This window comes from Shewanella phaeophyticola, from assembly GCF_025398315.1.
Classification (GTDB): Bacteria; Pseudomonadota; Gammaproteobacteria; order Enterobacterales; family Shewanellaceae; genus Shewanella; species Shewanella phaeophyticola.
Window position 1 is genome coordinate 1,542,462 of record NZ_JAODOQ010000001.1, and the last position, 24,228, is coordinate 1,566,689.

At 41.8% G+C, this 24,228-nt stretch carries 17 protein-coding genes and 4 pseudogenes; 10 read left to right on the forward strand and 11 right to left on the reverse strand.

The genetic code is table 11. The annotated features are described in order from the left end of the window. Positions 1-7: 7 nt before the first annotated feature. Entirely contained in the window at positions 8-1,156 is a 1,149-nt protein-coding gene (locus tag N4T56_RS07305; RefSeq protein WP_315903020.1) for a sensor histidine kinase, read from the forward strand. Positions 1,157-1,185: 29 nt separating this feature from the next. Then, entirely contained in the window at positions 1,186-1,737 is a 552-nt protein-coding gene (locus tag N4T56_RS07310; RefSeq protein WP_261732754.1) for a response regulator transcription factor, read from the forward strand. Between the two features lie 87 nt (positions 1,738-1,824). Here the strand turns inward: N4T56_RS07310 and N4T56_RS07315 are convergent. Next, a pseudogene (locus N4T56_RS07315) lies at positions 1,825-2,878 on the reverse strand (methionine synthase). Between the two features lie 72 nt (positions 2,879-2,950). Then, positions 2,951-3,925: a DUF1852 domain-containing protein gene (locus N4T56_RS07320; RefSeq protein WP_261732755.1), complete on the reverse strand. Its 975-nt coding sequence runs from the start codon at positions 3,923-3,925 to the stop codon at positions 2,951-2,953. A 604-nt stretch (positions 3,926-4,529) separates the two neighbouring features. Between N4T56_RS07320 and N4T56_RS07325 the strand changes: the two genes are divergently transcribed. Then, positions 4,530-5,786 carry an Lcl C-terminal domain-containing protein gene (locus N4T56_RS07325; RefSeq protein WP_261732756.1) on the forward strand — a complete coding sequence of 419 codons (1,257 nt, stop codon included), beginning with the start codon at positions 4,530-4,532 and terminating at the stop codon, positions 5,784-5,786. Between the two features lie 450 nt (positions 5,787-6,236). Continuing rightward, positions 6,237-6,749, forward strand: a complete 513-nt coding sequence (locus tag N4T56_RS07330; protein ID WP_261732757.1) for a cytochrome b — start codon at positions 6,237-6,239, stop codon at positions 6,747-6,749. A gap of 989 nt (positions 6,750-7,738) precedes the next feature. On the opposite strand, the pseudogene N4T56_RS07335 reads toward N4T56_RS07330, so the two are convergent. Continuing rightward, a pseudogene (locus tag N4T56_RS07335) lies at positions 7,739-8,930 on the reverse strand (IS4-like element ISShfr1 family transposase). Positions 8,931-9,120: 190 nt separating this feature from the next. Further along, positions 9,121-9,327, reverse strand: coding sequence for a hypothetical protein (locus N4T56_RS07340; RefSeq protein ID WP_261732758.1), 207 nt, complete (start codon positions 9,325-9,327; stop codon positions 9,121-9,123). Between the two features lie 154 nt (positions 9,328-9,481). Between N4T56_RS07340 and N4T56_RS07345 the strand changes: the two genes are divergently transcribed. Continuing rightward, positions 9,482-10,675 carry an IS4-like element ISShfr1 family transposase gene (locus N4T56_RS07345; RefSeq protein WP_261734771.1) on the forward strand — a complete coding sequence of 398 codons (1,194 nt, stop codon included), beginning with the start codon at positions 9,482-9,484 and terminating at the stop codon, positions 10,673-10,675. Between the two features lie 582 nt (positions 10,676-11,257). Here the strand turns inward: N4T56_RS07345 and N4T56_RS07350 are convergent. The 7 genes from N4T56_RS07350 to N4T56_RS07380 all read right to left on the reverse strand — a co-directional run bounded on the left by N4T56_RS07350 (position 11,258) and on the right by N4T56_RS07380 (position 16,365). Further along, positions 11,258-11,512 (reverse strand): hypothetical protein, encoded by a 255-nt coding sequence (locus N4T56_RS07350; protein WP_261732759.1) that lies wholly within the window; start codon positions 11,510-11,512, stop codon positions 11,258-11,260. Positions 11,513-11,565: 53 nt separating this feature from the next. Beyond that, positions 11,566-11,898, reverse strand: a complete 333-nt coding sequence (locus N4T56_RS07355; protein ID WP_261732760.1) for an immunity protein Imm33 domain-containing protein — start codon at positions 11,896-11,898, stop codon at positions 11,566-11,568. Between the two features lie 788 nt (positions 11,899-12,686). Then, positions 12,687-13,265: a DUF4124 domain-containing protein gene (locus tag N4T56_RS07360; protein ID WP_261732761.1), complete on the reverse strand. Its 579-nt coding sequence runs from the start codon at positions 13,263-13,265 to the stop codon at positions 12,687-12,689. An 849-nt stretch (positions 13,266-14,114) separates the two neighbouring features. Further along, on the reverse strand, positions 14,115-14,501 hold the full coding sequence (locus tag N4T56_RS07365; protein WP_261732762.1) for a VOC family protein: 387 nt from the start codon (positions 14,499-14,501) through the stop codon (positions 14,115-14,117). A 472-nt stretch (positions 14,502-14,973) separates the two neighbouring features. Beyond that, positions 14,974-15,258, reverse strand: a complete 285-nt coding sequence (locus N4T56_RS07370; RefSeq protein WP_261732763.1) for a hypothetical protein — start codon at positions 15,256-15,258, stop codon at positions 14,974-14,976. Then, entirely contained in the window at positions 15,258-15,560 is a 303-nt protein-coding gene (locus N4T56_RS07375) for a hypothetical protein (protein ID WP_261732764.1), read from the reverse strand. Before N4T56_RS07375 ends, N4T56_RS07370 begins: the two co-directional genes overlap by 1 nt. Before the next feature lie 124 nt (positions 15,561-15,684). Then, the gene (locus tag N4T56_RS07380; RefSeq protein WP_261732765.1) at positions 15,685-16,365 is read right to left on the reverse strand and encodes a hypothetical protein; all 681 of its coding nucleotides are present in this window, start codon (positions 16,363-16,365) and stop codon (positions 15,685-15,687) included. Positions 16,366-17,924: 1,559 nt separating this feature from the next. Here N4T56_RS07380 and N4T56_RS07385 point away from each other — a divergent pair. From N4T56_RS07385 to N4T56_RS07405, 5 genes and pseudogenes are all read left to right on the forward strand, one after another. Then, positions 17,925-19,678 (forward strand): annotated as a pseudogene (locus N4T56_RS07385) (protein adenylyltransferase SelO). Positions 19,679-19,927: 249 nt separating this feature from the next. Beyond that, positions 19,928-20,578, forward strand: a complete 651-nt coding sequence (locus N4T56_RS07390; RefSeq protein ID WP_261732766.1) for a hypothetical protein — start codon at positions 19,928-19,930, stop codon at positions 20,576-20,578. Then, positions 20,571-21,437 carry a DUF3307 domain-containing protein gene (locus N4T56_RS07395; RefSeq protein WP_261732767.1) on the forward strand — a complete coding sequence of 289 codons (867 nt, stop codon included), beginning with the start codon at positions 20,571-20,573 and terminating at the stop codon, positions 21,435-21,437. Before N4T56_RS07390 ends, N4T56_RS07395 begins: the two co-directional genes overlap by 8 nt. Before the next feature lie 648 nt (positions 21,438-22,085). After that, positions 22,086-22,832: a (Fe-S)-binding protein gene (locus tag N4T56_RS07400; RefSeq protein ID WP_261732768.1), complete on the forward strand. Its 747-nt coding sequence runs from the start codon at positions 22,086-22,088 to the stop codon at positions 22,830-22,832. Between the two features lie 8 nt (positions 22,833-22,840). After that, positions 22,841-24,228 (forward strand): annotated as a pseudogene (locus N4T56_RS07405) (lactate utilization protein B).

A 24,228-nucleotide genomic window follows, 5' to 3' on the forward strand; every position in this document is an offset into this window, starting at 1 on the left:
CACCTGGTTGTATTTCACCGGTGGGGCGACCAATGCGTTTGTTTCATTATTACTATTGCCGATAGCCATTTCAGCCATTACTTTACCTCGGTGGGCGCCCTGGTCGTTAACGGCATTGTCGACTGCAGTTTATAGTTTGATGATTATCAATATTCCAGAGCATAGCAGTGATGATACTGCAAACACTGCAGCTGATATGCATGCGAGCCATGATATGAGCCAAATGGCAATGGACATGCCTGCCAATCCCAATATGAGTCACAGCATGAATATGAGCATGGACATGGGCTCGCATTATTTAGGCATGTGGTTCAATTTTGTTATTTCAGCGTTAGTGTTAACCATTACCGTGGGCTTTATCGCTAAACGTATTCGGCAAAAAAATGTTGAGTTACGTTATTTACGTGAAGCGCAATTAAGGCAAGAAAAGATCCTTGCCTTAGGTACCGCATCAGCGCAAATGGCGCACCAACTCGCCACGCCATTGGCAACGTTACGCTTATTAGTGGATGAAATATCAGACACTGCCCATAATCCCGAGCAAACTGAATTACTGGCTGATATGCAGCAAGCACTCAATCGTTGTGAAGTGACCTTAAGCGACTTACGCTTAGCGACTGAGTCTATTCGCGAGCAAAAACTGTTGCAACAATCGGTTGCTAAGCTGATGGCGCTGTTGTCGGAGCAGGTCAGCTTATTAATGCCCGAAACACAATTACGTCTGCATATTCCTCCCGAAGCAGAAACCGCTATTTTGCATACCGACATGAGTTTACTGCCGGCGTTATTGGCGCTCATTCAAAATGGCGCCCAGGCTAGTGAAGACAATCAACAAGGTGCCAAAGTCGACATTGATATCAGCATATCGCAATCGCCATCTCGTTCGTCATCTGTTTCGCCATTTACTCAGATAATGCCTCAAGAGATCAGCATTATTATTCGCGACTATGGCGTGGGTATTGCGACACATTTATTATCCACATTAGGCAGTAATATGGTTAGCAGTCCTAAAGGCTTGGGGATTGCGGTATTATTAAGTCACACAAGCTTTGAGCGTTTAGGCGGTAAGTTATACCTTAAAGCGCATTCCCAAGGTGGTACAGAAGCCATCGTGACATTACCATTAGAGGCTAACATTGATCACTCTGAGGTTTGACGGTTATCGAAAGGGCACATGAGACGTAGATGAATAAATTACTCATAATTGAAGATGATACCGCGTTAGCCGCGATTTTATCTCGGCGTTTAGCACGACATGGTTTTGAATGTAAAACCTGTGACAATGCCAGCGACAGTCTACTTATAGCTCGACAATTTGCTCCTACGCATATTATTCTCGACATGAAGCTGGCACAAAGTAATGGTTTGTCGTTAATTAAACCGTTAAAGCTGCAATTGCCCCATGTGTATATGGTATTGCTTACCGGCTTTGCCAGTATCGCCACCGCGGTAGAGGCGATACGTTTAGGCGCAGATAACTACCTTGCTAAACCTGTGGACACCCAAACCTTGCTCAATGCGCTTCATTCACCCAGCACCACTTTGCGTGTAGATTCCGATGAATTTGAAGCCATCACTGAACAGCCTCTCAACCCCAAACGTCTTGAGTGGGAGCACATTCAACAAGTGCTCGCCAATAATAATGGCAATGTATCAGAAACCGCTCGCCAACTCGGCATGCACCGCCGTACTTTGCAGCGCAAACTATTGAAAAAGCCAACGGCGGATAACAGATAGGTTTTTATTTTTGGTTATTGGCCAGGTAATAACCTCGTTTATGATGTTATTGCTTACTGTATTTGCGGTTATTGTGTTACCGAAACCTTAACGGATCTTGGCCAAAAGTTGTTGTCTCACAATTTCGGCACCGGCATGTAAGGCATTGAGTTTTGCATTTGCTACCTGATGCGATAAGGGCGCCATGCCGCAGTTGGTGCAAGGGTAGAGCTTGTCGGCATCAACAAATTGCAGGGCTTTTAGTAGGGTATCGGCCACTTCCTGAGGTGTTTCTATGGTGTTGCTTGCTACATCAATGGCGCCAACCATGACTTTTTTACCGCGTATCAATTCAAGCAGTTCCAATGGCACATGAGAGTTGTGGCATTCGAGTGAGATGATATCAATGTTCGACTGTTGCAGTTTAGGAAAGGCTTGTTCGTATTGACGCCACTCTGAGCCTAAGGTTTTTTTCCAGTCGGTATTGGCTTTAATGCCATATCCATAACAGATATGCACTGCGGTTTCGCAGGTAAGCCCTTCAATGGCTCTTTCTAGGCAGGCAATACCCCAATCATTAACCTCATCAAAAAACACATTAAATGCTGGCTCGTCAAATTGAATAATATCGACTCCCGCCGCTTCTAATTCTTTGGCTTCTTGGTTGAGTATTTTGGCAAATTCCCAGGCGAGCTTTTCGCGGCTTTTGTAATGATCATCAAACAGTGTATCTATCATGGTCATGAGGCCAGGAAGTGCCCATTTTATCGGCTTCGTAGTTTGTTGGCGTAAAAACTTGGCGTCTTCAACAAACACTGACTTTTGCCGACTGACCGGTGCCAACAACGGTGGGAACACTGGCCTCATAACGGTCACGAATTTTAACGGTTTTACGTTTATTAAAATCAACGCCGTTGAGGTGCTCAATAAAGGTGGTGACAAAATGCTGCCGCGTTTGCTCGCCATCGCTAACGATATCAATCCCTGCTTGCCGTTGATTATGCAGTGATAAGCGCAGCGCATCTTGCTTGCCTGCAATTAATTCATCCCCCTGTAATTTCCAGGGTGACCAGAGCGTTTCAGGCTCGGCTAGCCATAAGGGTTTAGGTAAACTGCCCGCAGTCGATGTGGGTAACAGTGTCTTATTAAGCAATGTGTTCATAGTATGAATGCCATAAATTGGGTTAAACATGTAAAGTAGCGATTAAACAGAGTGGTTTTTCAAGCCTAGCGATTACGCATAACTAGCAGACCATTTCTCAAGCACTGTTTGGTATGGTTTGATAAAGTGCTCAGCAGCAAATTTACCTTGTTCATGGGCGAGTTGGCTGCGCTCTGCACGGTCATAGACAATTTTTGTGAGCGAGTGATTCAGGTTATTCAAATTGGGTTGATAGCATTTACCGGCCACGGCATTGGCATTATAAATTTCAGGGCGGTAGATTTTTTGAAAAGTGCCCATTGTGCTGATCGTGCTGATCAGCTCAAGGTGGGTGTAATCATTGAGTAAATCTCCAACAAAATAAAAAGCCAGTGGCGCCACGCTGTTGGGCGGCATAAAGTAACGTACCTGTAAGCCCATTTTTTGGAAATATTGCTCTGTTAATGACGATTCATTTGGCTGGTATTCAACCCCTAGTACAGGGTGTTGATTCTCTGTGCGGTAATAGGTTTTGTTGTCGGACACACTGAGACAAATAACCGGCGGCTTTGTAAAGTGCTGTTTGTAGCTGTCTGAGTTAATAAAGCATTTAAACAGTTTGCCGTGTAGCTCGCCAAAGTCAGCTGGTACCGTAAATGTCGGCTTGTTTTTGTTATATTCTGGCAGTAAAACGCTAAAGTCATAATCACGCAAATAGGATGAAAAATTATTGCCGACAATGCCTTCTATACGTTTATTGGTCTTGCTATCAACAATATTGGTTTTCAAAATCTCAATCGAAGGAAAGGCTTGGCCACTGCCTTCGATATCCATGTTGACCGAAACGATTTCAAGTTCGACAGTATACCGATCGCCATTAGGGTTATCCCAATGTGCTAAGGCATTAAAACTATTGTCAATCATCTTTAATGCGTTGCGTAAGTTGGCTTGACGATAGTTTCCTCTAGCTAAATTGGCAAAGTTGGTGGTGATGCGGGTTTTGTCAGAGGGATGATAGTTTTCATCAAGACAAATGCTATTAATTGTAAAAGTAAAATGTTTATTCATGATGTTCTGGTTCCCATTTGTCTAATTCCAAACCCTGTAGCGGTATAGTTCTGATGGTTAAATCAGTCGATATCAGCGCCTGGATTGTCGTATTTTAGTCATCACCAGCAGCTTAATATCGTGGTTAAATAAGCGTTTCTGGTAAGCCTTGGGATATTTATACGTGGTTTGGAACATGAACAAAAACGGGTTTATTTCACCTGCAACGTGAGTGAAATTCACGATTAATTATCATCATGATGGACATGAGTTGAAATGAATATGGTCACCTATTTCAAATTCAGATTAGGTCAGAGCCATTGCAAGCAATCACTGTGATTTACACTCTCTAAAACCGAAATAACTGAATAAAGGGCGTTTTCACAACTAGCGGTTTACGAGGAGCATCTAAAAAAGTATTCAAAATGGTTTGAGTCTTACCTTAACCGCTTCTTAACCTTATATAGTGTATTCTTAATTCCAATAGATGTTGAGCTTGCTGCTAGCCGTACCTAATAGCGAACTTGATTTGTCTGATCGTTGAACAAGCGTACAGTATAGATATTCACAGCTTTAGGCTTTTGCCTCTCACCAGTTTGTAAAAAAGGGATAGAAGATGTCAAAAATGAACACAAAAAACAAAGTAGTACTTTCTGTTTTGTCTTTAACTATCATGGCTATTCTTGGGTGTAGCGGCGCAAATACACAGCCCGAGCCACTGAGTAAGGTTAATGGTGTTGGCGCTGCAGCGCCAAAGGTTAACTTTGTTGTTATTGATACTCAGCAAGATGCTTGTTTTGATAATGACGGTACAGTTATGACTTGTCCGTTGGAAGGGCATGCATTGTATGGGCAAGATGCCCAGTATAAGGGAATTGCAGCATCATATACTGATAATGGCGATAAAACGGTGACAGATAATAATACCGGGATGATGTGGCAAAAAACGCCCGATTATAAGCATTATTCTCACGGTGAAGCTATCGGCTATTGTAAAACTCTAAACGTTGCAAACTATGATGATTGGCGACTTCCTTCGATAAAAGAACTCTATTCTTTAGCCGATTTTAGAGGTGAGATTGTTAACCCTCGAGTTGAAAGTGCCAACACGCCTTATATTGATACCGACTATTTTGATTTTCAATATGACAAAAGAATGGCTTATATCGGTCAATATTGGTCAAGCACAAAATACACCCTTGAGCCTGTTCATAATACCCAAAATGTTGATGCGGCATTTGGCTTTAACTTTGCTGATGGCCATATAAAAGCCTATGAGACAGGTTACGAGTTTGGTACCGATAAGCAAAATATTCATGCCCCCGGCAACTTTGTTCGGTGTGTGCGTGGTGAAGAAAATGTCTATGGCGTAAATGATTTTGTGAAAAACCCAGATGGCACGGTCACCGACAACGCAACTGGGTTGATGTGGCAAAGTGCTGACGATAGCGTTCGTAGAAACTGGCAAGACAGTTTAGCGTATGCTGAAAGTGCAGCGTTAGCGGGATATACCGATTGGCGTATGCCTAACATTAAAGAGCTACAAAGCATCGTTAAATACGGTGGGGAAGTGGGCTCATGGCCAGCAATTGATACCCAGTTTTTTACCCTATCGGGTGACAATACCATTAACGATCCTAGTTGGGTGTGGAGTAGTACGACTCAAGGCGATTTTAAATATACCGCCACCTATATTTCATTTAGTAAGGCGTTCAGTAAAAAAACATCTTCAGCGACTGAATATTTTGACTGGCATGGCGCGGGAGCACAAAGAAGTGACCCTAAATCGGGCGTACCAGCTGATTATGATATGGCTTCCGAAAATGCCACAGATCTAGTTATGACCAAAAACTACACATTGCTCGTGCGCGATATTAAATAACCATCACATTAGGTTAAGTCATTAATCGTTCTATTAATCAATGCTAAAGCAATGGTTTTGGTGGATTATCTTTTAGTTAACCGCGACAAATATTAGCAATCAAACAGATATGCTAATCAGCACTGCTCATTAACAAGCTAATAACTCTAGCTAAGGTCTGTTGATCTTTGCTGTTTGAATTTTGTTCGAGTTAAAAACGTTTTAATCGAGGCGAATGAATTGATGCCTAGTCATATAAGCAAAATCCATTCAACAAAGAGTAAAGCGTTTTTAGCCGAACCTTTCAGGCAGCGTTTGTTGGCCATTTTTACTGCGTTATCGACTTTTTATGTAGAATAACTACACCTCAAAGTCTCTGCCTTGTATAAAAGACCAACAATTTCGCTGCAAAAACAATCTTGAAAGATCAACAGACCCGAGTGACTTGTTATCACAGTAAATTGAGGATTTATGAGTATTAAAAACACTGCTGATAATTACGGCACAATTGCAAAATGGTTACATGTAGCCACAGCTGCACTGTTTTTAGGCGCTTATGGGAGTTTTTATTATTCACATTGGTTTACTGAGCCTAAAACGCCAGAAAGTTTTAGTGCACTGCAAATTCATTTATCTATTGGTGCCACGATTGCTGTTGTTGTGTTTCTACGTATATTGTGGCGTTTAACAAACCCAGTACCCAATAACGAGCCAGGCTCAGCCCTAGCTCATCTGGCTGCTCATGTGGGACATTATGCGCTTTATGCGGTAATGATTATTATGCCCATCACAGGCTATATGGGAACCGGCGGGGATATAAACTATTTTTTCTTATTTGATATCCCAAAATTTGAAAGTACTTATTTATTCGATTTATTAGTTAACAATGGGCTTGGATTGACGTTTAAAGAGTTCGAAAAGCCAATGGATTTTATTCATAAAGATCTGTTGGGAGCATGGGTGCTTTGGTTATTGATATTGTAGTCACGTGCTTGCTGCCCTTTATCACCATTTTGGTAAGCACGACCGCACGTTGAAAAAGATGACATCAGGTAAATAATTAGGTTTTGAATGTCTTGTTTGAATGTATGTGTTGATGTGTTAATCAACCCATGCTCGCCATTTTTAAGGAGCTCTTATGGCCTGCAGCCACTAACGTCGTGGCGTTTCGCTCACACCAGAACATGAGTAGTCAACGAAAGTAGGGCACTATTTTGAATGCTATCTAACTCAAACAAAACTAGGGTGTGAGATTGGTACTCAATGAAATCACTTCTATGACACGCGGTAAACCCATCCCTGGGCGCTCTACGAAAACATCCCTGTTTTCGAAGGTCATAGCCGTGATTACATCCGCCGTATGGGTATCTTCGATTTAACCTTGTTTGTAATTGAACGATCTAAGGTATTTTTTACAAAGCTTGGTAGCTACATTCACGTCGCCCCAACTCACACGTCGTCCCGGTAATGCTTTTGAGCCGGACCCAGGTGTTTTGCTTTGAATTTTTGAGCAGAATTTACTGTGTAGTTTTATTTTACCAGTAGGCAACGATACTCGATGAAATCACTTCTATGACACGCGGTAAACCCATCCCTGGGCGCTCTACGAAAACATCCATGTTTTCGAAGGTCATAACCGCGATTACATCCGCCGTATGGGTATCTTCGATTCAACCTTGTTTGTTATTCAAAGATTTAACGCATTTCTGGATAGGGATGTTTTATAACATTTAACTCAAAGAAACTAAGGTGTTAGGTATCGATACTCAATGAAATCACTTCTATGACACGCGGTAAACCCATCCCTGGGCGCTCTACGAAAACATCCATGTTTTCGAAGGTCATAGCCGCGATTACATCCGCCTTATGGGTATCTTCGATTTAACGCATTTCTGGAGCTAAATTAGCTTTAGGGACAAGTAATTAAGTGTTTTTATAAACGTTTACCCTGACCCTGAGGGATCCCCACGAATTTAATAGCATGCTTGTGGGTCCTTGATTAAACTTTGTAACGTCTTTATTCCTGCTAGCCAGTGAGACTTCAACAACCTCAAATACTTATCTCTGTAAGCTCTTAATCCTATAAATTGGCTTGATAAAACATTACGATGTTTGATTGAATTCGCTTGGTATTGTCTATGCTTATCCGCTGCTTTAACTGCCAAACCTAGCAGGTTCAACATAAATTGAGATAGACAGGCAATGAGCAGTAGAACGCTTAATTTATCCTTAATTCTACTGCCACTATCATTCATTTTTAGACCCGTTTTAACATCTCTAAAGCTTTCTTCTATCTGCATTCTAGTCGCATAAATTTTTACGACTCGTTTGGCTGTAGCACTTGAATGACAAAGTGATGTAGCAAGTAACCAAGGCTCTTTTTCACGCTCTGCACTTGACCGAGATTGTTTGCTCCGTCTGGTTCTATCACCCGTTGCAGTTCTATCTTTTCTTCCTTTATCTGTACGTTTGAAGATCACTAAGCGTGAACAGAAAGACGCCTGCTCACCTAAAATATACCCCAAGATTCTTAGCTCTTGCACTTGCTTGTATGTATAGCCTTTTGACTGGATACCAATGATGAACAATCGTTTTTCTACAATGTGTTCTGTTTCTGAATCGCCCCACATAATCCCAATCAAGTGACAGTATTTGTTTAAACCATGGTATTCGAAATCCAGCATCAGTCACGATGATAGGCTTGCAGTCATTAGGTAGCATCGCCTTAAGTTTGGTCAAAAAGGATAGATGAGTTTTAGGCTTCTCTTTTTTGTTTAGCGGATGTATTTCTTCATAAAGTGTCAATGAGCGCCCTTGAGCCGCCAAAGATGCTCGAATGAGAAAATGCTGCTTACGGTCATCAAGATCTGACCAATCGATATGAATAATGGGTTGCTTCATTTTCCCGACGAGCAAGCAGGTCATACGGGTATAAATGAACTCAATATCACGATGAAGATAAGGATTACTACAAAGCCTATCAACCCGCTTAATCTTATGTTTTTCCTTGGCTTTACTTTCAATATCACGGCCAAGCCCTGTGATTGATAATGCTCCACCATTCATTGAGCTTTCAATTGCAGAGAACAGACTTTGTCGGCGAGTTTTGTGCATTAACGGGGTGACAAGTGAGAGGCATTTTGATAAAACTTGTTTTGCATTCATGGCATTTACTCGTGGTAATTTTTGTTTGGCGATAAATTTGATCACCAAATGCCATGAATGTTCCTCATTTTTTAACCTATCTCATTATTTTTATTCATTCTTTTGTGGGGATTCGTCAGACCCTGCCCCCACTAAATTACTGACCCCACTAAATCCACTATGACCCCACTAAATCCACTAATTTCTGAATTTACTTCGAAAGGACATCTTCTGTTAGATATTTAATTTGTGCAATAACCATAAGCGTTTTTCCTAGAATGTCTCGGAAGTCAAAATATGATGATTCTTTAGAAATTATACTCTTAGTCCAAGCCATAAATTTCTCACGATGTTCCGTGTTATTTGTATGAGCAAGGTCGCCATAAAGAAAACCTTGGTAAATATCCCAGTTGGTCATCCTTTCACCATCGTAAATAAGTGATGAATCAGAGTCTGACGAATCCCCACAAAAGAATGAATAAAAATAATGAGATAGGTTAAAAAATGAGGAACATTCATGGCATTTGGTGATCAAATTTATCGCCAAACAAAAATTACCACGAGTAAATGCCATGAATGCAAAACAAGTTTTATCAAAATGCCTCTCACTTGTCACCCCGTTAATGCACAAAACTCGCCGACAAAGTCTGTTCTCTGCAATTGAAAGCTCAATGAATGGTGGAGCATTATCAATCACAGGGCTTGGCCGTGATATTGAAAGTAAAGCCAAGGAAAAACATAAGATTAAGCGGGTTGATAGGCTTTGTAGTAATCCTTATCTTCATCGTGATATTGAGTTCATTTATACCCGTATGACCTGCTTGCTCGTCGGGAAAATGAAGCAACCCATTATTCATATCGATTGGTCAGATCTTGATGACCGTAAGCAGCATTTTCTCATTCGAGCATCTTTGGCGGCTCAAGGGCGCTCATTGACACTTTATGAAGAAATACATCCGCTAAACAAAAAAGAGAAGCCTAAAACTCATCTATCCTTTTTGACCAAACTTAAGGCGATGCTACCTAATGACTGCAAGCCTATCATCGTGACTGATGCTGGATTTCGAATACCATGGTTTAAACAAATACTGTCACTTGATTGGGATTATGTGGGGCGATTCAGAAACAGAACACATTGTAGAAAAACGATTGTTCATCATTGGTATCCAGTCAAAAGGCTATACATACAAGCAAGTGCAAGAGCTAAGAATCTTGGGGTATATTTTTTAGGTGAGCAGGCGTCTTTCTGTTCACGCTTAGTGATCTTCAAACGTACAGATAAAGGAAGAAAAGATAGAACTGCAACGGGTGATAGAACCAGACGGAGCAAACAATCTCGGTCAAGTGCAGAGCGTGAAAAAGAGCCTTGGTTACTTGCTACATCACTTTGTCATTCAAGTGCTACAGCCAAACGAGTCGTAAAAATTTATGCGACTAGAATGCAGATAGAAGAAAGCTTTAGAGATGTTAAAACGGGTCTAAAAATGAATGATAGTGGCAGTAGAATTAAGGATAAATTAAGCGTTCTACTGCTCATTGCCTGTCTATCTCAATTTATGTTGAACCTGCTAGGTTTGGCAGTTAAAGCAGCGGATAAGCATAGACAATACCAAGCGAATTCAATCAAACATCGTAATGTTTTATCAAGCCAATTTATAGGATTAAGAGCTTACAGAGATAAGTATTTGAGGTTGTTGAAGTCTCACTGGCTAGCAGGAATAAAGACGTTACAAAGTTTAATCAACGACCTACAAGCATGCTATTAAATTCGTGGGGATCCCTCAGAATCAGAGTCCCAATACTTTTTAATCCAAGCCTGCATCTCTATTAAGGCTTCTAACTTATTACCATCCGCTTTAAGTTCTTTGAAATGAGAATGTAAATTATTGACACGGAAGTGTTCGTTTCTTTGAAAGAACAATCTATGCGTCAAAAGAAATGCATCAAGTTCTTCGTCAGTTGGTACCTACGTAATTTATTACTGCTGATCCAATTGTGACTTTATGCTCCTTTTGCATTTGCCTCGAAAATGAGCTGGCAATAAGTTTGTCTGCTTTGGCAACGAATAACTCAAGTACTTCTTTAGAATGCATAGCTAACCCTAGATTCATATAGCGAGGCTGTAGAATTACTCTAACAGTCAAATTCAATTAAAAAAATGAGCTCCTCAAATCAATCCTAAGCGTTTTTAATGCACTAGGTAGTGCATTTGGAACACTAAAAAATTCTATTTTTCAATAAAAATAGAAATTCTACAGCCTCAACGCCCTAAAAAGGGGCAAAAATTGTTGGCTAAAATGCTAAGGGACGAAAACAGCTAACTATTTTTATCCTTATTTATTAGCTTGTTATGTGGCTGTGCTTCGAGAGCTTACAATTGCAAACCAGAAAAAACCAATACCTACAAGTACAACACCTAAAGCTGACCGCTCTATTTGAATACTACTAACATAAATAAATGGTAATGCGCCCATAGCAATTGAAACCAATAGATATAAGCCTCGTTGCTTGCCGTTTGATAAATAAATTCGTTTCCGCCACTTATTCAAGGCAAGCGTGCCAATGGGCAAATAAGCTAACATAAAGATTTCAAAAATACCCATATCTCCAAGCCACGAAATGGCTGATGTAAAATGTACTTGTTACTTGTTACTTGTTACATGTTAGTGAGCGATGAGTCATGCCATACATCCTCATAATCATCAGCTATTAAAAATCTATACCCTGGGGGTAATGCTAAATATTGTTCTATTTCTGGTAAGTATTCTTTTATATGGCTCACGAGTAGCGGTTTAAAAAATTCAGTTTCTTGGCTCATTTCTTCACCGCACCAAATATACCAGCCGCACGTTCCATTCTCTGATTTATGACGTAATCCATTAATTGGGAGTTTGCCTAGCGTCTCGATAGCAAGCCCAAGCTTCTCTGCTTCAGAACAAGGTATAAAGTTGGCTTTGTATTTTTCGCATACTTTCTTTTGACTAGCCACGATATTCCTTAAGACATGTAACGCTAACAGCAAGCGCCGCTTTTAGGCGTCGCTTTGGCTGTTCTTGTGTACGCCCAGCATGGGCATGAACTAATGAGGTGAAAGTCCTCTGTAGGAAGATCACCGTTACTCTTTCTAAAAGAGAATAACATACTGTTATTAAACGTTAACTACTAGCGAATGGCAAGGGCTTAATCGCAAGGTTTTGTCTGGAGGAAGCCGCTAGCCTTCTTATGATAAAGAATGCGGGCTGATGAACAAGAACATCATATGAGGCGTAGGTTAGGGATGAACTGGCAGCGTTTGCCCCGCGAAGTGTTTTGGATATCACAAGTAAAGGCTCTGGGACACAGAAAATATTGAGTAATGCCAAGCTCGAATAAACAAGCTCGAATAAATAGTGAAGAAAGCAGGATTATAGTCACTAAAAGATGGATGGATCGCAGTTCAATATTGTAATAACTAGCTAACCAGAAAGTGAGTTAGGTCATTTTTTAAAAAGAGTAAATGAATCGCCCTCGGCAACATGCTCCTGCGTTGCTCTACCTCCTGAATCTGACCGCCATGGATTGCGGGAATGCCATGTTGATGCTTGGAGCATCATTGGCCATTCAGTCGTGTGCGGAGCCGCATGCAGGGTTGTGTGGGGGCTGGAGGCTAGATACCTCCGGCTAGCCGACTAGTTTTAAAATAACTTATCAAGCATGGTTAATTGTTACAACCATATTGAAATCTCTTTTCAGGGGAAAATCGATTTCTTTTATAACGAAATTCACACTTTAGTCCTGCTACATTCCATTTCCAGGTGTAATCACCTTCATTAAACCTATTCTCAGGGAGCCAAAGCCTCTACTTGATAATATGCTAATAATCTTGCTATCACTTAGATCCAAAAAAGGATGTGAATTAGCATCATCGTTATATACTGCTTTCTTCACAAAAAATAATTTATAGTCTTTGGATACAGAAAATAGATATTCTAAGCTCTCATCCGTTAATAATACTTTTTCCAAATTAACATCAGGTTCATTAACTAATTTTTTGATATCAATTCCATGAAAACTACTTTTTTGAACCCCAGAAAGAACCTGACTAAATTTATCAAATTTTAATGATTCTAAGTAGTGCTCGATGCTTTTGGAATCATAACCTTGAAGTGGTTTTATTTTTTTATTAACAGAAGCTAAATTAGAAACATCATTAGATTGAGGCTCCCTTTTATTTAATTTCTCTTCCGTGCCTGAATCAGTCAAGCAAGGCATATCACTATATGTGACTTTACCGCTTGAATCTTTACATTTAAAAATATCTGACGCTGTCCCTAAAAATGAAATAGAACATAGCCCAATTATTAGCATTTTTCTCATACGTATCCTTTAAAACTAGCGCTCGCTTAAGGGGCGCAAAACGTAGCGGCTATTTGGTTAAACTTGGGCGAAGCACCAAAACAAATTGCCGTGTAGTTTTGGTGTCCCAGTGAGCTTGCGAGCGACTTGATGCGCTTGTATACGCCCAGCATGGGCATGAACTAATGAGGTGAAAGTCCTCTGTAGGAAGGTCACCGTTACTCTTATTAATTGGAGAATAACATACTGTTATTAAACGTTAACTACTAGCGAATGGCAAGGGCTTAATCGCGATGTTTGATCTGGAGGAAGCCGCTAGCCTTTTTATGATAAAGAATGCGAGCCGATGAACAAGAACATCATATGAGGCTTAGGCTAGAGATCAGTTAGCAAGGGCTGCCCCGCAGAACATGGGTACAAGACGACGAAACAAAAAACCATGACACCCATTTTTAAGCAGCTGTTGCTTGTGGAAAGGCCTACCTCACGAAGTGTTTTGGGTATCACAAGTAAAGACCCTTGGCGTAGCTCGACTCTTGTTTTCAGTGATGATTATGGACACTGAAAAATATTGAGTAATACCAAGCTCGAATAAACAAGCTCGAGTAAATAGTGAAGAAAGCAGGATTATATTCACTAAGAGATGGATGGATCGCAGTTCATTATTGTAATAAATAGCGAACCACAAAGTGGTTAAGTCATTTCTTTAAAGAGAGTAAATGAACCGCCATGGACGGAGGGAATGCCATGTTGATGCCTGGAGCATCATTGGCCATTCAGTCGTGTGCGGAGCCGCATGCAGGGTTGTGTGGGGGCTGGAGGCTAGAAACCTTCGGCTAGCCGATTAGGCTCGCATTTACTCGCAGGTATTCATTGGCCAACAGGTGGTTGCCATAATTCTACCTTGTTTCCCTCTGGATCTATTACCCATGCAAACTTTCCGTATTCGGAGTCATCAACCTTATCAAGGACATTGCAACCTTCTTCTTTAAGTACTTTAATTAACGAAAGAAGGTCATCTACACGGTAATTGATCATAAACGAAGAGTTGCTTGGAGCAAACTGTTCTCCTTGATCTGAACCAATTGACCAAATGGTGGTACCTCCAGTGGGTTTGCCATCCGAATCTGTCCAGTTAAAAGAAGTACCGCCCCATTCTTGAACATCGATGCCGAGGTGACGCTTGTACCAAGCATGCAGTACCGTCGCATCTTTTGCCTTGAAAAATATTCCTCCAATACCAGTAACTCGTTTCATGTGAACCTCCAATGATGATTGCCTTGCGGCCAAACCAGTCTGTAGAATTACTCGTTTTTAAATTTATTTTGATTAATGAATAAACAATATCTGAGTTTATATTTTGATTCAATTATTTAGTGGTGTTTAGATTATTATTTAACATGCAGTTTTGTTGATTTTTTAGTGCGCTTTAGGGGTAATTGAGGCGGGTTTGAAGAGTTTTGGATATCACAAGCAAAGGCCCTGGGACACAGAACATATTGAGTAATGCCAAGCTCGAATAAACAAGCTCGAATAAATAGTGAAGAAAGCAGGATTATATTCACTAAAATATGGATGGATCGCAGTTCATTATTGTAATAACTAGCTAACCAGAAAGTGAGTTAGGTCATTTTTTAAAAAGAGTAAATGAACCGCCCTGTGCGGAGCCGCATGCAGGGTGGTGTGGGAGCTGGAGGTTAGATACCTCTGGCTACCCGATTATAGCCACCTAATCTATTTTCGGTTTTTCTTTTGTGACAGTTGAAATTAGTAATGGGGTAGCGATACCTAAGTGAACTGCCATGAATTCATTAATATTAATGCCAATTTTTTGATATAAGACAACTGTAGCTCCGCCAAGTAAAACCATGATTAAAGTGACAATCCAGTAGTACCAAGAGGTAACCCAAACAGGCTTTTTCCCTTTAGCAAGATGCCTCAAATTATAGAGAGCTAATACTTCAGGTAAGGAACCACCTATAACACCATAAAAAAATGCCTCGTTAAGGGTCACTACGAATCCCCCAATTTTTCAGCGTTCATTGCCCTGAATGCTGTATAGAAATCTCTAATAACTGAACGTCTGTGTTTTAAAGTGTACAAATCTTTTCCAGATTTTGATTTCATAACAGAATGTCTTATTCTTTTGTCAGAATTTAGCACCCCTTTCACCAAGTCAACTCTCACGCTCACAGCTTTAGAAATGCCTTCGGCGGTTCTATAATCCCAGCGATTATCTTCCAGTGCTTTAATGACCTTGGCTTTAACTTCTTCCGAGCTACGATTTCTAGAGGTCTTAGCCTTTTGATATTTCATAATGCTCACCTATAGCTATAACGCCCGCATAACGGGCAAAATACGTAGGCTACAATACCAAGCCAAGCTCAGGGAGCCTACGAGTTTTTGTCCCTTGCGAGCGCAGCGAGTGTTAATGCGTTTGTTAGGTATTCTTTGCCAAAAACTTCAATAGAACACTTTGCGTGTAAGACAGCATTTCCATCCGTTCTTTGCTGGTTGTACTTTTTACTTCTGCCCAACGGCCATGTCTCACTGGACTGGCAAAGTTAGTAATCTTAGTGTCCACATCTTCACGATTAGTACCAAGATCTTTGTGCAGATCTAACCAGCCTTGCGAACCTTGTCCTGTATTATACGACTTAGTTATTGCTTCAAGTGCTCGGTAACAATAAAAAGCACAATCCATAGTGTCAGTGATTGCTCTCATATAATCTCTTAAAGCCATCCTAAAATAGACGTTTTTAACAGAAAAATGTAGGGAATCATTAAATACTTTTGTTTGTTCAAATTCGTTTTTTGTGTCCGCTTTAACGCCAAACACAATCGCCTGATCTTTTTCGTCAGAGCCAAATACATTGATAATTTCTACAGAGTAACCGCAGTTTAAAGAGAAACCCAAAGCGCTCACTATCATTTGCGCATTATGCTCTACGGTTAATTTAGCACTAACTATATCTTTAATTGGAGTATCGAATATTGCATTTAACTGACCAGCATCACAGGTAATTTTTAAATACCCGTGTTGCTTCATGTCCATTGATATTTCACTAAACTGAACAGCTGCTCTTTCTGGAAGAACTTTGCCGGAAATAAAATACTTCATCCTGAATACCTAACAGCTTATTGAAGGGCAAATAAAAATTAAAGTCAGCCTTTAACTTATTGATTATTAACATCCTACATTTACTATCTTCTTGATGTAAAGCAGTTTTATTTAACTCTACTGACAAATTTAAAAGTAGCCCCAAGATGCTGCAACAAATAAAAGTACATTTATTTCAGTGTGTTAAAAGATAAACAAATTGTTTACCGTACAGCTTTAGTTTACTTACTAGCTGATTTAACTAAAAACACACTAAAAACCATTACAACTGTTTTTGTTTACAGTACACACAACATAAAGGTGGGGAATATGGCTTACACAGGATATTTTCCGGTATTTTTAAGTCAGTTAAGATGCAGTTTAACGCTGGAGGTTGCGACACGACGTGAGTGGCCGTAGGCAATAAGTACAAAAGTAAAAAGTATAAAGAAACACCTGGATCCCGGCTCAAAAGCATTGCTGGGACGACGAGCGGGTTGCAACAGGCCTTTTGGCCTGACCAGAATTTAGTTGAATAAGGGGAAAGTAATTAATAAACAATAGTTTATGTTTTTTGAAATGAATTTTTATTTTTTTAAAAATGCCTAAATTCAACTCCGAAATTGAGGCCGTTGAAGAAAATGACGTGAGCTAGCCATGGCCTTTCTAGCACATCCATGTGCTTCAAGGCATTCAGGCATCCTGCCTATCAGAGCCAGCTAGCTTTAGAGGGGAAGGGTCGTTCCTTGGCATCCATGCCACCACGACATTTGTGAATCCATTCACATCAGACTCCCATCTGAAGCGTTAGCATTTTCATTTTTTACCATAAAGAGGTGGCTGAAGAACACCGAAACGCGGTCAAAAGCTGGATTCAACCACGTCGCGAAATTATCGCTTTTCAGATAATTTTGATGTGGCGGCTGGGAGATCCAAGAGGGAACAGACGTTGGTTTCCTCTTGGTCTGGTGTGGGCGAAGCGCCACGACCTTAGTGGCCGTAGGCCATAAGTACATAAGCACAAAGCAAACACCTGGATCCCGGCTAAAAAACATTGCCGGGACGACGACTAATGAAACTTAACTGAATCAGCGTAACATTTAATCCAACTCTGGAGTCCGCGAAGCGCCACGACGTTAGTGTTTGTAGGCCATAAGTACAAAGGCACAAACCTAACACCTGGATCCCAGCTTAAAAGCGTTGCCGGGACGACGGTTAATGAACCTCAATTGAATCAGAGTAACATTTAATCTAACTCCGGAGTCAGCGAAGCGCCACGATGTTAGTGGCTATAAGTACATAAGTACATAAGTACATAAGTATAAAAAAACACCTTATCCCTATGACAAGATGCCAATTTTGTAGTTGTAGCAAAGTCTGCTTTTCATTAGTACAAGCTGTCGTTACCATAGATTTGTTTCTTTCAGGCTCTTTCAACTATTACAGCGCAGGCTTTCTACATATTTGCTGAAAAGATCCGCTTCTAGAACTCGAACAAATCATCGTCGACACGATAAACCATACCGTGGGGAGTTTGACCATAACAAACATCCCTTCGACTCAAACAACAAGGTATCTCTATGACTCATCAACTGTCCCTGCAAACACCCGTTACTGTCGAGACAGTCGACGATCTCGCTCAGTTGGTTGACTATTCATTGATGAATACGCTTAACCGCGATCCTGACGCAACAGTAAATGGCCACGACCATGCGCCGCGGCAAGTGTTTTCAGGCCATTATGTCCCCGTAAAACCGACCCCGATTGAACATCCTGAATACATAGCCCACAGTAGCCGTTTTTTTAGTGAGTTGGGTTTTGCCGATAGCATGGCGCAGTCTGCCGACTTTATGCGCTTATTCTCTGGTGATCTGTCAAACGTTCCTGAGCCAATGAGTAAAGTGGGGTGGGCGTGCGGTTATGCCTTGTCTATTTACGGCACCGAATACATTCAACAATGCCCATTTAGAACCGGTAATGGCTATGGCGACGGGCGGGCGATGTCGGTGGTTGAAGCGGTTATCAATGGCAAGCGTTGGGAGATGCAACTTAAAGGCGGTGGTCGTACGCCATATTGTCGCGGAGCCGATGGCCGTGCGGTATTGCGCTCGAGTGTGCGTGAGTTTTTAGCACAAGAACACATGCACGCGCTGGGTGTGCCCACGTCGCGCTCGCTCAGTTTATATGTGTCTAAAACCGAAACGGTGCAGCGGCCTTGGTACTCTGAGGGCTCGCGTGAGCAAGATCCTGACCGAATGATCACCGAAGCCGTGGCAATTTCGACTCGTGTAGCGCCGTCATTTATTCGGGTAGGGCAGCTTGAGCTCTTTGGTCGCCGAGCTCGTAAACATGAACATCCCCAAGCGATGGCAGAGCTTGAACAGCTGGTGCTGCATTTAATTGATCGTGAATACGCTGATGTTATCGACCCGCAACTTTGCCTGCGCGATAAAGTACTCAAGCTTGCAAGTGAGTTCCGTAACCGTTTAACGTCATTGGTGGCTAATTGGGTTCGCGTGGGTTATTGCCAGGGTAACTTTAATAGTGATAATTGCGCCGCCGGTGGCTTTACGCTGGATTACGGCCGTTTGGGTTTTGTGATGTGTTTAACCCACAATATCAACCATGGATCGGCGGCGGGCAGCACTTTGCCTTTTTAAATCAAGACGCTGCGGCTGAGCGAAACTACTTGATGTTTTGTACTGCATTAAGTCCATTGCTAGCAAATGAAGCTGATGGTTTAGATGAACTTCAACAATTGGTTAATGATTTTTCTACCAAGATGCAAACCCAAATGGAGCAGATGTGGGCGAGCAAGCTTGGGCTTAACTCGTTTGATGCCGCGCTATTTAATGAGCTTGAAACATTGATGCAGCAAACACCAGTGGATTACACCCTGTTTTTCCGTGAGCTTTCATCGTTACCTGTTGATATTGGTCCACTGGCAAAAAGCTTTTATCGAGACTTGTCGCAAGCACCAAAAGGGTTGGAACAACGTTGGGTGGCGTGGCTAGCACAGTGGCAGTCGCTGCTTGGTAAAGATGCCAATAGCGATGCCTCTAGCAATGAAACTAGCGTATTGACTCGCAGCCGTGACGAAATCGTTAAGCAGATGAAACAGGTTAACCCTAAGTACAGCTTGCGTGAATGGTTACTGGTGCCGGCATACCAACAAGCGAGCCAGGGTGATTATACTTTGATGCGTGAATTGCAGAAGGTGATGACCCAGCCATACGCTGAGCAGTCTCAAGAAATGGAAGACAAATACTATCGACTTAAGGCATCTGAGTTTTTTGGCGTCGGTGGCTGCTCGCATTTAAGCTGCTCGTCATAACGCTGAGGTGATAGTGGTATAACAGGCGTGACGCTCAATGCACTTGTTTGGGCTCGCTCAAGTTAACTGAGACGCTACAGTGTCATTGAGATTAGCTTAAAATGGCTAAATGTTAACGTTTAGCCATTAACGGCTAAATCTATCGATATGACTCGTGTTCTTAAGCGCTATTAGCCAAAAAAGGCTAAATTTGCATTATTAGCCGAAAGTGGCTAAATTAGTGTCAGTCTGCAAACAAAGGAGCGTTATGTGGAGCCTACCTATAAGCCTATCGCGGTAATTGTCGGCGATGTTGTTGATTCAACCAAGCTTACATCAACTCAATTTGAGCATCTGCTTGAACGGATTAAATCTATCCAGACATGGATAAGTAAAGGGCATAGCGCCAATGCGCACAGTATTGAGCGCGGAGATGAATTTCAGTCAGTGGTGCATGATATTGAAAATGCCTTGAGATACACCATTGTCTACCGCATTGGCATAAAAGCGCTGGGGAAAGCCTTTGATAGCCGCATTAGTTTTGCTATTGCAGCACATGCTGAGTTACGTGAGTCGGTGTCTGAGTCGATGGGCACTGCCTTTGTGCTTTCTGGGCGAGGGCTTAATGGCCTTAAGCATGACAGATTATTATTCAGCTCAGATAACGTAGCTTTGGCAGAGTATTTTGACTTGTTGGTTAAGTACCTTGATAAACAACTGACCGAACTAACCGCGCGCCAATGTGAAGTCATGCTGCCCATGCTGCAAGCACGTGAAGACTTATCAATTAGCGAGCTTGCAGAAAAGCTTGATATCGCGACGGCAACGGCCAGTAAGTCACTTAAAGCATCAGGTTGGCCATTGATTAATGAGCTTAATTGTCGGTTTGTCGACAAAGTTGCGGGGCTCAAATATGACTGATTTTTTCGGCGTGCTTATTCCATTTTTATTGATCCACATTATCTGTGATTTTTATCTTCAGCCTGACAGCTGGATTGAAGCTAAAAAAGCGCACACTTATCGTTCGTCAAAGTTGTACTTACACTCGCTGTTACATGGCGTAGGGTTAATACTGCCAGCGTTGGTGCTAGATATTGATTGGCGTTCAACTGTTTGCCTCGTTGTGATTGTTGCCGTGACGCATTTTGTGATCGATTTATGGAAGGTGACCACTCCCAAGGGCAATAATGTAGCCTACTTTGTGATTGATCAGGCTTTGCATGTGTTGGTACTGGCAGCGATTGCGTTTCATGTCACCGATGGGGTATCGATTGATGCCGTGTTACAGCATGAACATTTCTCTAATGGCGTGTTAGTAGTGTGTGCTTATTTGCTGATCCTTAAGCCTACATCCATTGTGATAAGTGCTGTGTTAAGCAAATATCCCATCGTTAACCCAGCAGACGTTAATGAAGTAAAAACAGAAGCTGATACTCAAGCTGACATAGATACTCAAACCATCACGAACAGTGCTGCTGCGCCTGTTATCTCTGTTAGCCCTGCTAAAGATGAGTCGACGAATGTCAGCGGTTTAGTTGCGGGTGGCGAGTTGATTGGTTACCTAGAGCGATTATTAATACTAACGTTTACGCTGGTGGGCAGCTATGCCGCTGTGGGGGTTGTATTAGCCGCTAAGTCGATATTCAGATTTGGTGAGTTAAATCAATCAGCTAACCGTAGCATGACAGAGTATGTATTGATTGGCTCATTACTGTCGGTGGTGATCACAACCCTAATAGGGGCGATAGTGTCATTGGGTTTAGGTGTAAAACTGAAATAAATAACCTCAGCCTGACGCTATTGTGATGGCAAGAAAAAATCATAAAAAAAGCCTCTAAATCGATAGAGGCTCGATAATCTTATGCAGATTAAAAGCGATACCTATAATCAGCGTTTATCTCCATTCCCATAACAGATAGACGCTGAGTATAGTCACCAAGCATTGTGTAGACAGTTGATTATATTCAATTAAGCGTTACTGTAATTTCAATTAAGTTTTTCTCAATCAAGATTAAATTCAGCCCTAAATACAATCAAACAATGCCAAAGCGTTGTACCCGCTAGATTAACATCAGTGTGAATAAATCCATTTAGCAACATTGTTAAAAGGGGGAAGTCACTGACGTTACCCTTAAGTTGATTTTGCAAAATTGATGAAAAAGTCACAATCATAAAAGCACTATCTGCGACATTGTGTCGCAGGCATCGTTGACGCGAGGTTAAAAATTGCACGATTTATGTCATTGTTGTTGATCTATTCACCATAAAAATGAAAAAGTCTGTCGCGATATTTGCTAAATAAGCACTACATTTTATAAGGGTATAAGCATACATTGTTGACTCGATAATAAGTCGTTAACCATCAACTTGGGCGAAAACAGTTTGCTAAGTTAATGAGTATTAACGCGTTTGGGGAACATACTATCTTATGAAAATAGCGCTATTTATTCCGTGTTTAGTTAATCAAATGATGCCAGAAGTGGCCATCGCGACTCTGCAAGTGTTGGAGAAGCTGGGGCATGAAGTGGTTTTTCCGCAAGGGCAAACCTGTTGTGGCCAACCCATGACCAATTCGGGTTGTTTTACTGAAGCCAAAAAAACCACGCTTAAGTTGCTTAACGCCTTTAAAGGCGTTGAATGTGACGCCATTGTTTGCCCTGCTGCGAGTTGCCTGGTTGCAGCCAAAGAAAACTTTCATGAGTTTGACAGCAGCCAAGAGGCTCAAGATGTGATTAATAAACTCTATGAGTTGACCGAGTTTTTACATGATATTGCGCCAATTGATGGCTTTGCACGACCAATAAACAAAAAAATCAGCCTGCAAATGAGCTGTCACGGTATCCGTATGCTCAACTTGGCCACACCAACAGAGGAAATGGGTAAACAGCGATTTAATAAAGTGGAGGCTGTATTAGGCAAGATTGCAGGGCTTGAGATTGTTTATCCGGCGCGTATTGATGAATGTTGCGGCTTTGGCGGAACCTTTGCGGTTGATGAGGGCGCTGTGTCGGCCAAAATGGGTAAAGATAAAGCGCAGGCTCACGCCGCAACGGGGGCTCAATATGCTGTAGGTTTTGACCCATCTTGCTTATTGCATTTAGACGGCATGATCCGCCGTCAATTATTGGCCATTGAAACCCGCCATATTGCTCAAATCATTAACGATGCCCTCTAGGAGACACCATGACTGAATTATATTCTGCATCTGGCTCAAAGGTGCATTCACATAAAGCGGATATATTTTGCCGTGACGAAACCCGCGTCGATTGGCACTCAAAAGCCTTATGGGTACTGCGTGAAAAGCGTGACCGTGCAGCGGCGAGTATTCCAGAGTGGGAGCAATTAAGACAACTTGGCTCAGAGCTTAAGCTGCATACCTTAACTCACCTAACAGATTATCTGCAGCAATTTGAACAACAATGCCAAGCCAATGGCATTGTGGTGCATTGGTACAAAGATGGCCAAGAGCATAACCAAATTGTATTGAATATATTGGCAAAGCATCAGGTTAAACGTTTAGTTAAATCTAAATCGATGCTTACCGAAGAATGCCACATGAACCCATTTTTAGAACAGCACGGTATTGAAGTTGTAGATACCGATTTGGGTGAACGGATCATTCAGCTAGCTAAGATGCCGCCATCGCACATTGTGGTGCCCGCCATCCACATGAAAAAACAAGAAGTGGGTGAGTTGTTTCATCAACAATTGGGCACTAAAAAGGGGGAATCAGACCCATTGTATTTAACCCGTGCTGCCCGCGCCCATTTAAGGGAGAAGTTTTTAACGGCTGATGCAGCAATGACTGGCGTTAACATGGCCATTGCAGATAAAGGCGCTGTTGTGGTGTGTACCAACGAAGGCAATGCAGATATGGGCGCGAACTTGCCTAAACTGCAACTGCATTCTATGGGTATCGACAAAGTGGTGCCGAATATGGATGCCGCTGGTGTATTACTGCGTACTTTAGCTCGTAATGCGACAGGGCAACCGGTAACCACCTATTCATCATTTTACCGTGGTCCGCAACAGGGCGGTGAGATGCACGTGATTATTGTTGATAATGGCCGCACAGAAATGATGAAGGATAAAATTTTAGCCGAATCATTGAAGTGTATCCGCTGTGGTGGTTGTTTAAACACCTGTCCGGTTTATCGTCGCTCTGGTGGTTACAGCTATAACTACACCATCCCTGGGCCAATTGGTATTGCAGTTGGGGCGCAGCATGACGACACAAACTCAATTCCGTGGCCTGCACCCTATGTGGCAGTTGTACTTATGTATGCCCAACTAAGGTGCCATTAGACAAAATAATTGCTCATCACCGTCGTTTAAAAGCAGAAGCTAAGACTTTACCTTATGGCAAAAGCGGTTATATGCCTTTGGTTGGTCGATTTATGGCAAATGAAGCCATGATGAATACGTCAATGTCTGCGGCAAGGCTGGCTTTGCGTGTGTTACCTGGCAGTTTACTTAAGCCATTTAGTGGTGCTTGGGGTAAATATCGCGAGTTGCCTATTGCGCCAGAGTCAAGCTTTGCCACTTGGTATGCTAAAAATCGGAGTCGTTAA

Coding starts and splice junctions, on each gene's coding strand:
- N4T56_RS07310 (WP_261732754.1), top strand. CDS start 1,186: ATGAATAAATTACTCATAATTGAAGATGATACCGCGTTAGCCGCGATT.
- N4T56_RS07320 (WP_261732755.1), bottom strand. CDS start 3,925: ATGAATAAACATTTTACTTTTACAATTAATAGCATTTGTCTTGATGAA.
- N4T56_RS07325 (WP_261732756.1), top strand. CDS start 4,530: ATGAACACAAAAAACAAAGTAGTACTTTCTGTTTTGTCTTTAACTATC.
- N4T56_RS07330 (WP_261732757.1), top strand. CDS start 6,237: ATGAGTATTAAAAACACTGCTGATAATTACGGCACAATTGCAAAATGG.
- N4T56_RS07340 (WP_261732758.1), bottom strand. CDS start 9,327: ATGACCAACTGGGATATTTACCAAGGTTTTCTTTATGGCGACCTTGCT.
- N4T56_RS07345 (WP_261734771.1), top strand. CDS start 9,482: ATGAATGCAAAACAAGTTTTATCAAAATGCCTCTCACTTGTCACCCCG.
- N4T56_RS07350 (WP_261732759.1), bottom strand. CDS start 11,512: ATGGGTATTTTTGAAATCTTTATGTTAGCTTATTTGCCCATTGGCACG.
- N4T56_RS07360 (WP_261732761.1), bottom strand. CDS start 13,265: ATGAGAAAAATGCTAATAATTGGGCTATGTTCTATTTCATTTTTAGGG.
- N4T56_RS07365 (WP_261732762.1), bottom strand. CDS start 14,501: ATGAAACGAGTTACTGGTATTGGAGGAATATTTTTCAAGGCAAAAGAT.
- N4T56_RS07375 (WP_261732764.1), bottom strand. CDS start 15,560: ATGAAATATCAAAAGGCTAAGACCTCTAGAAATCGTAGCTCGGAAGAA.
- N4T56_RS07380 (WP_261732765.1), bottom strand. CDS start 16,365: ATGAAGTATTTTATTTCCGGCAAAGTTCTTCCAGAAAGAGCAGCTGTT.
- N4T56_RS07395 (WP_261732767.1), top strand. CDS start 20,571: ATGACTGATTTTTTCGGCGTGCTTATTCCATTTTTATTGATCCACATT.
- N4T56_RS07400 (WP_261732768.1), top strand. CDS start 22,086: ATGAAAATAGCGCTATTTATTCCGTGTTTAGTTAATCAAATGATGCCA.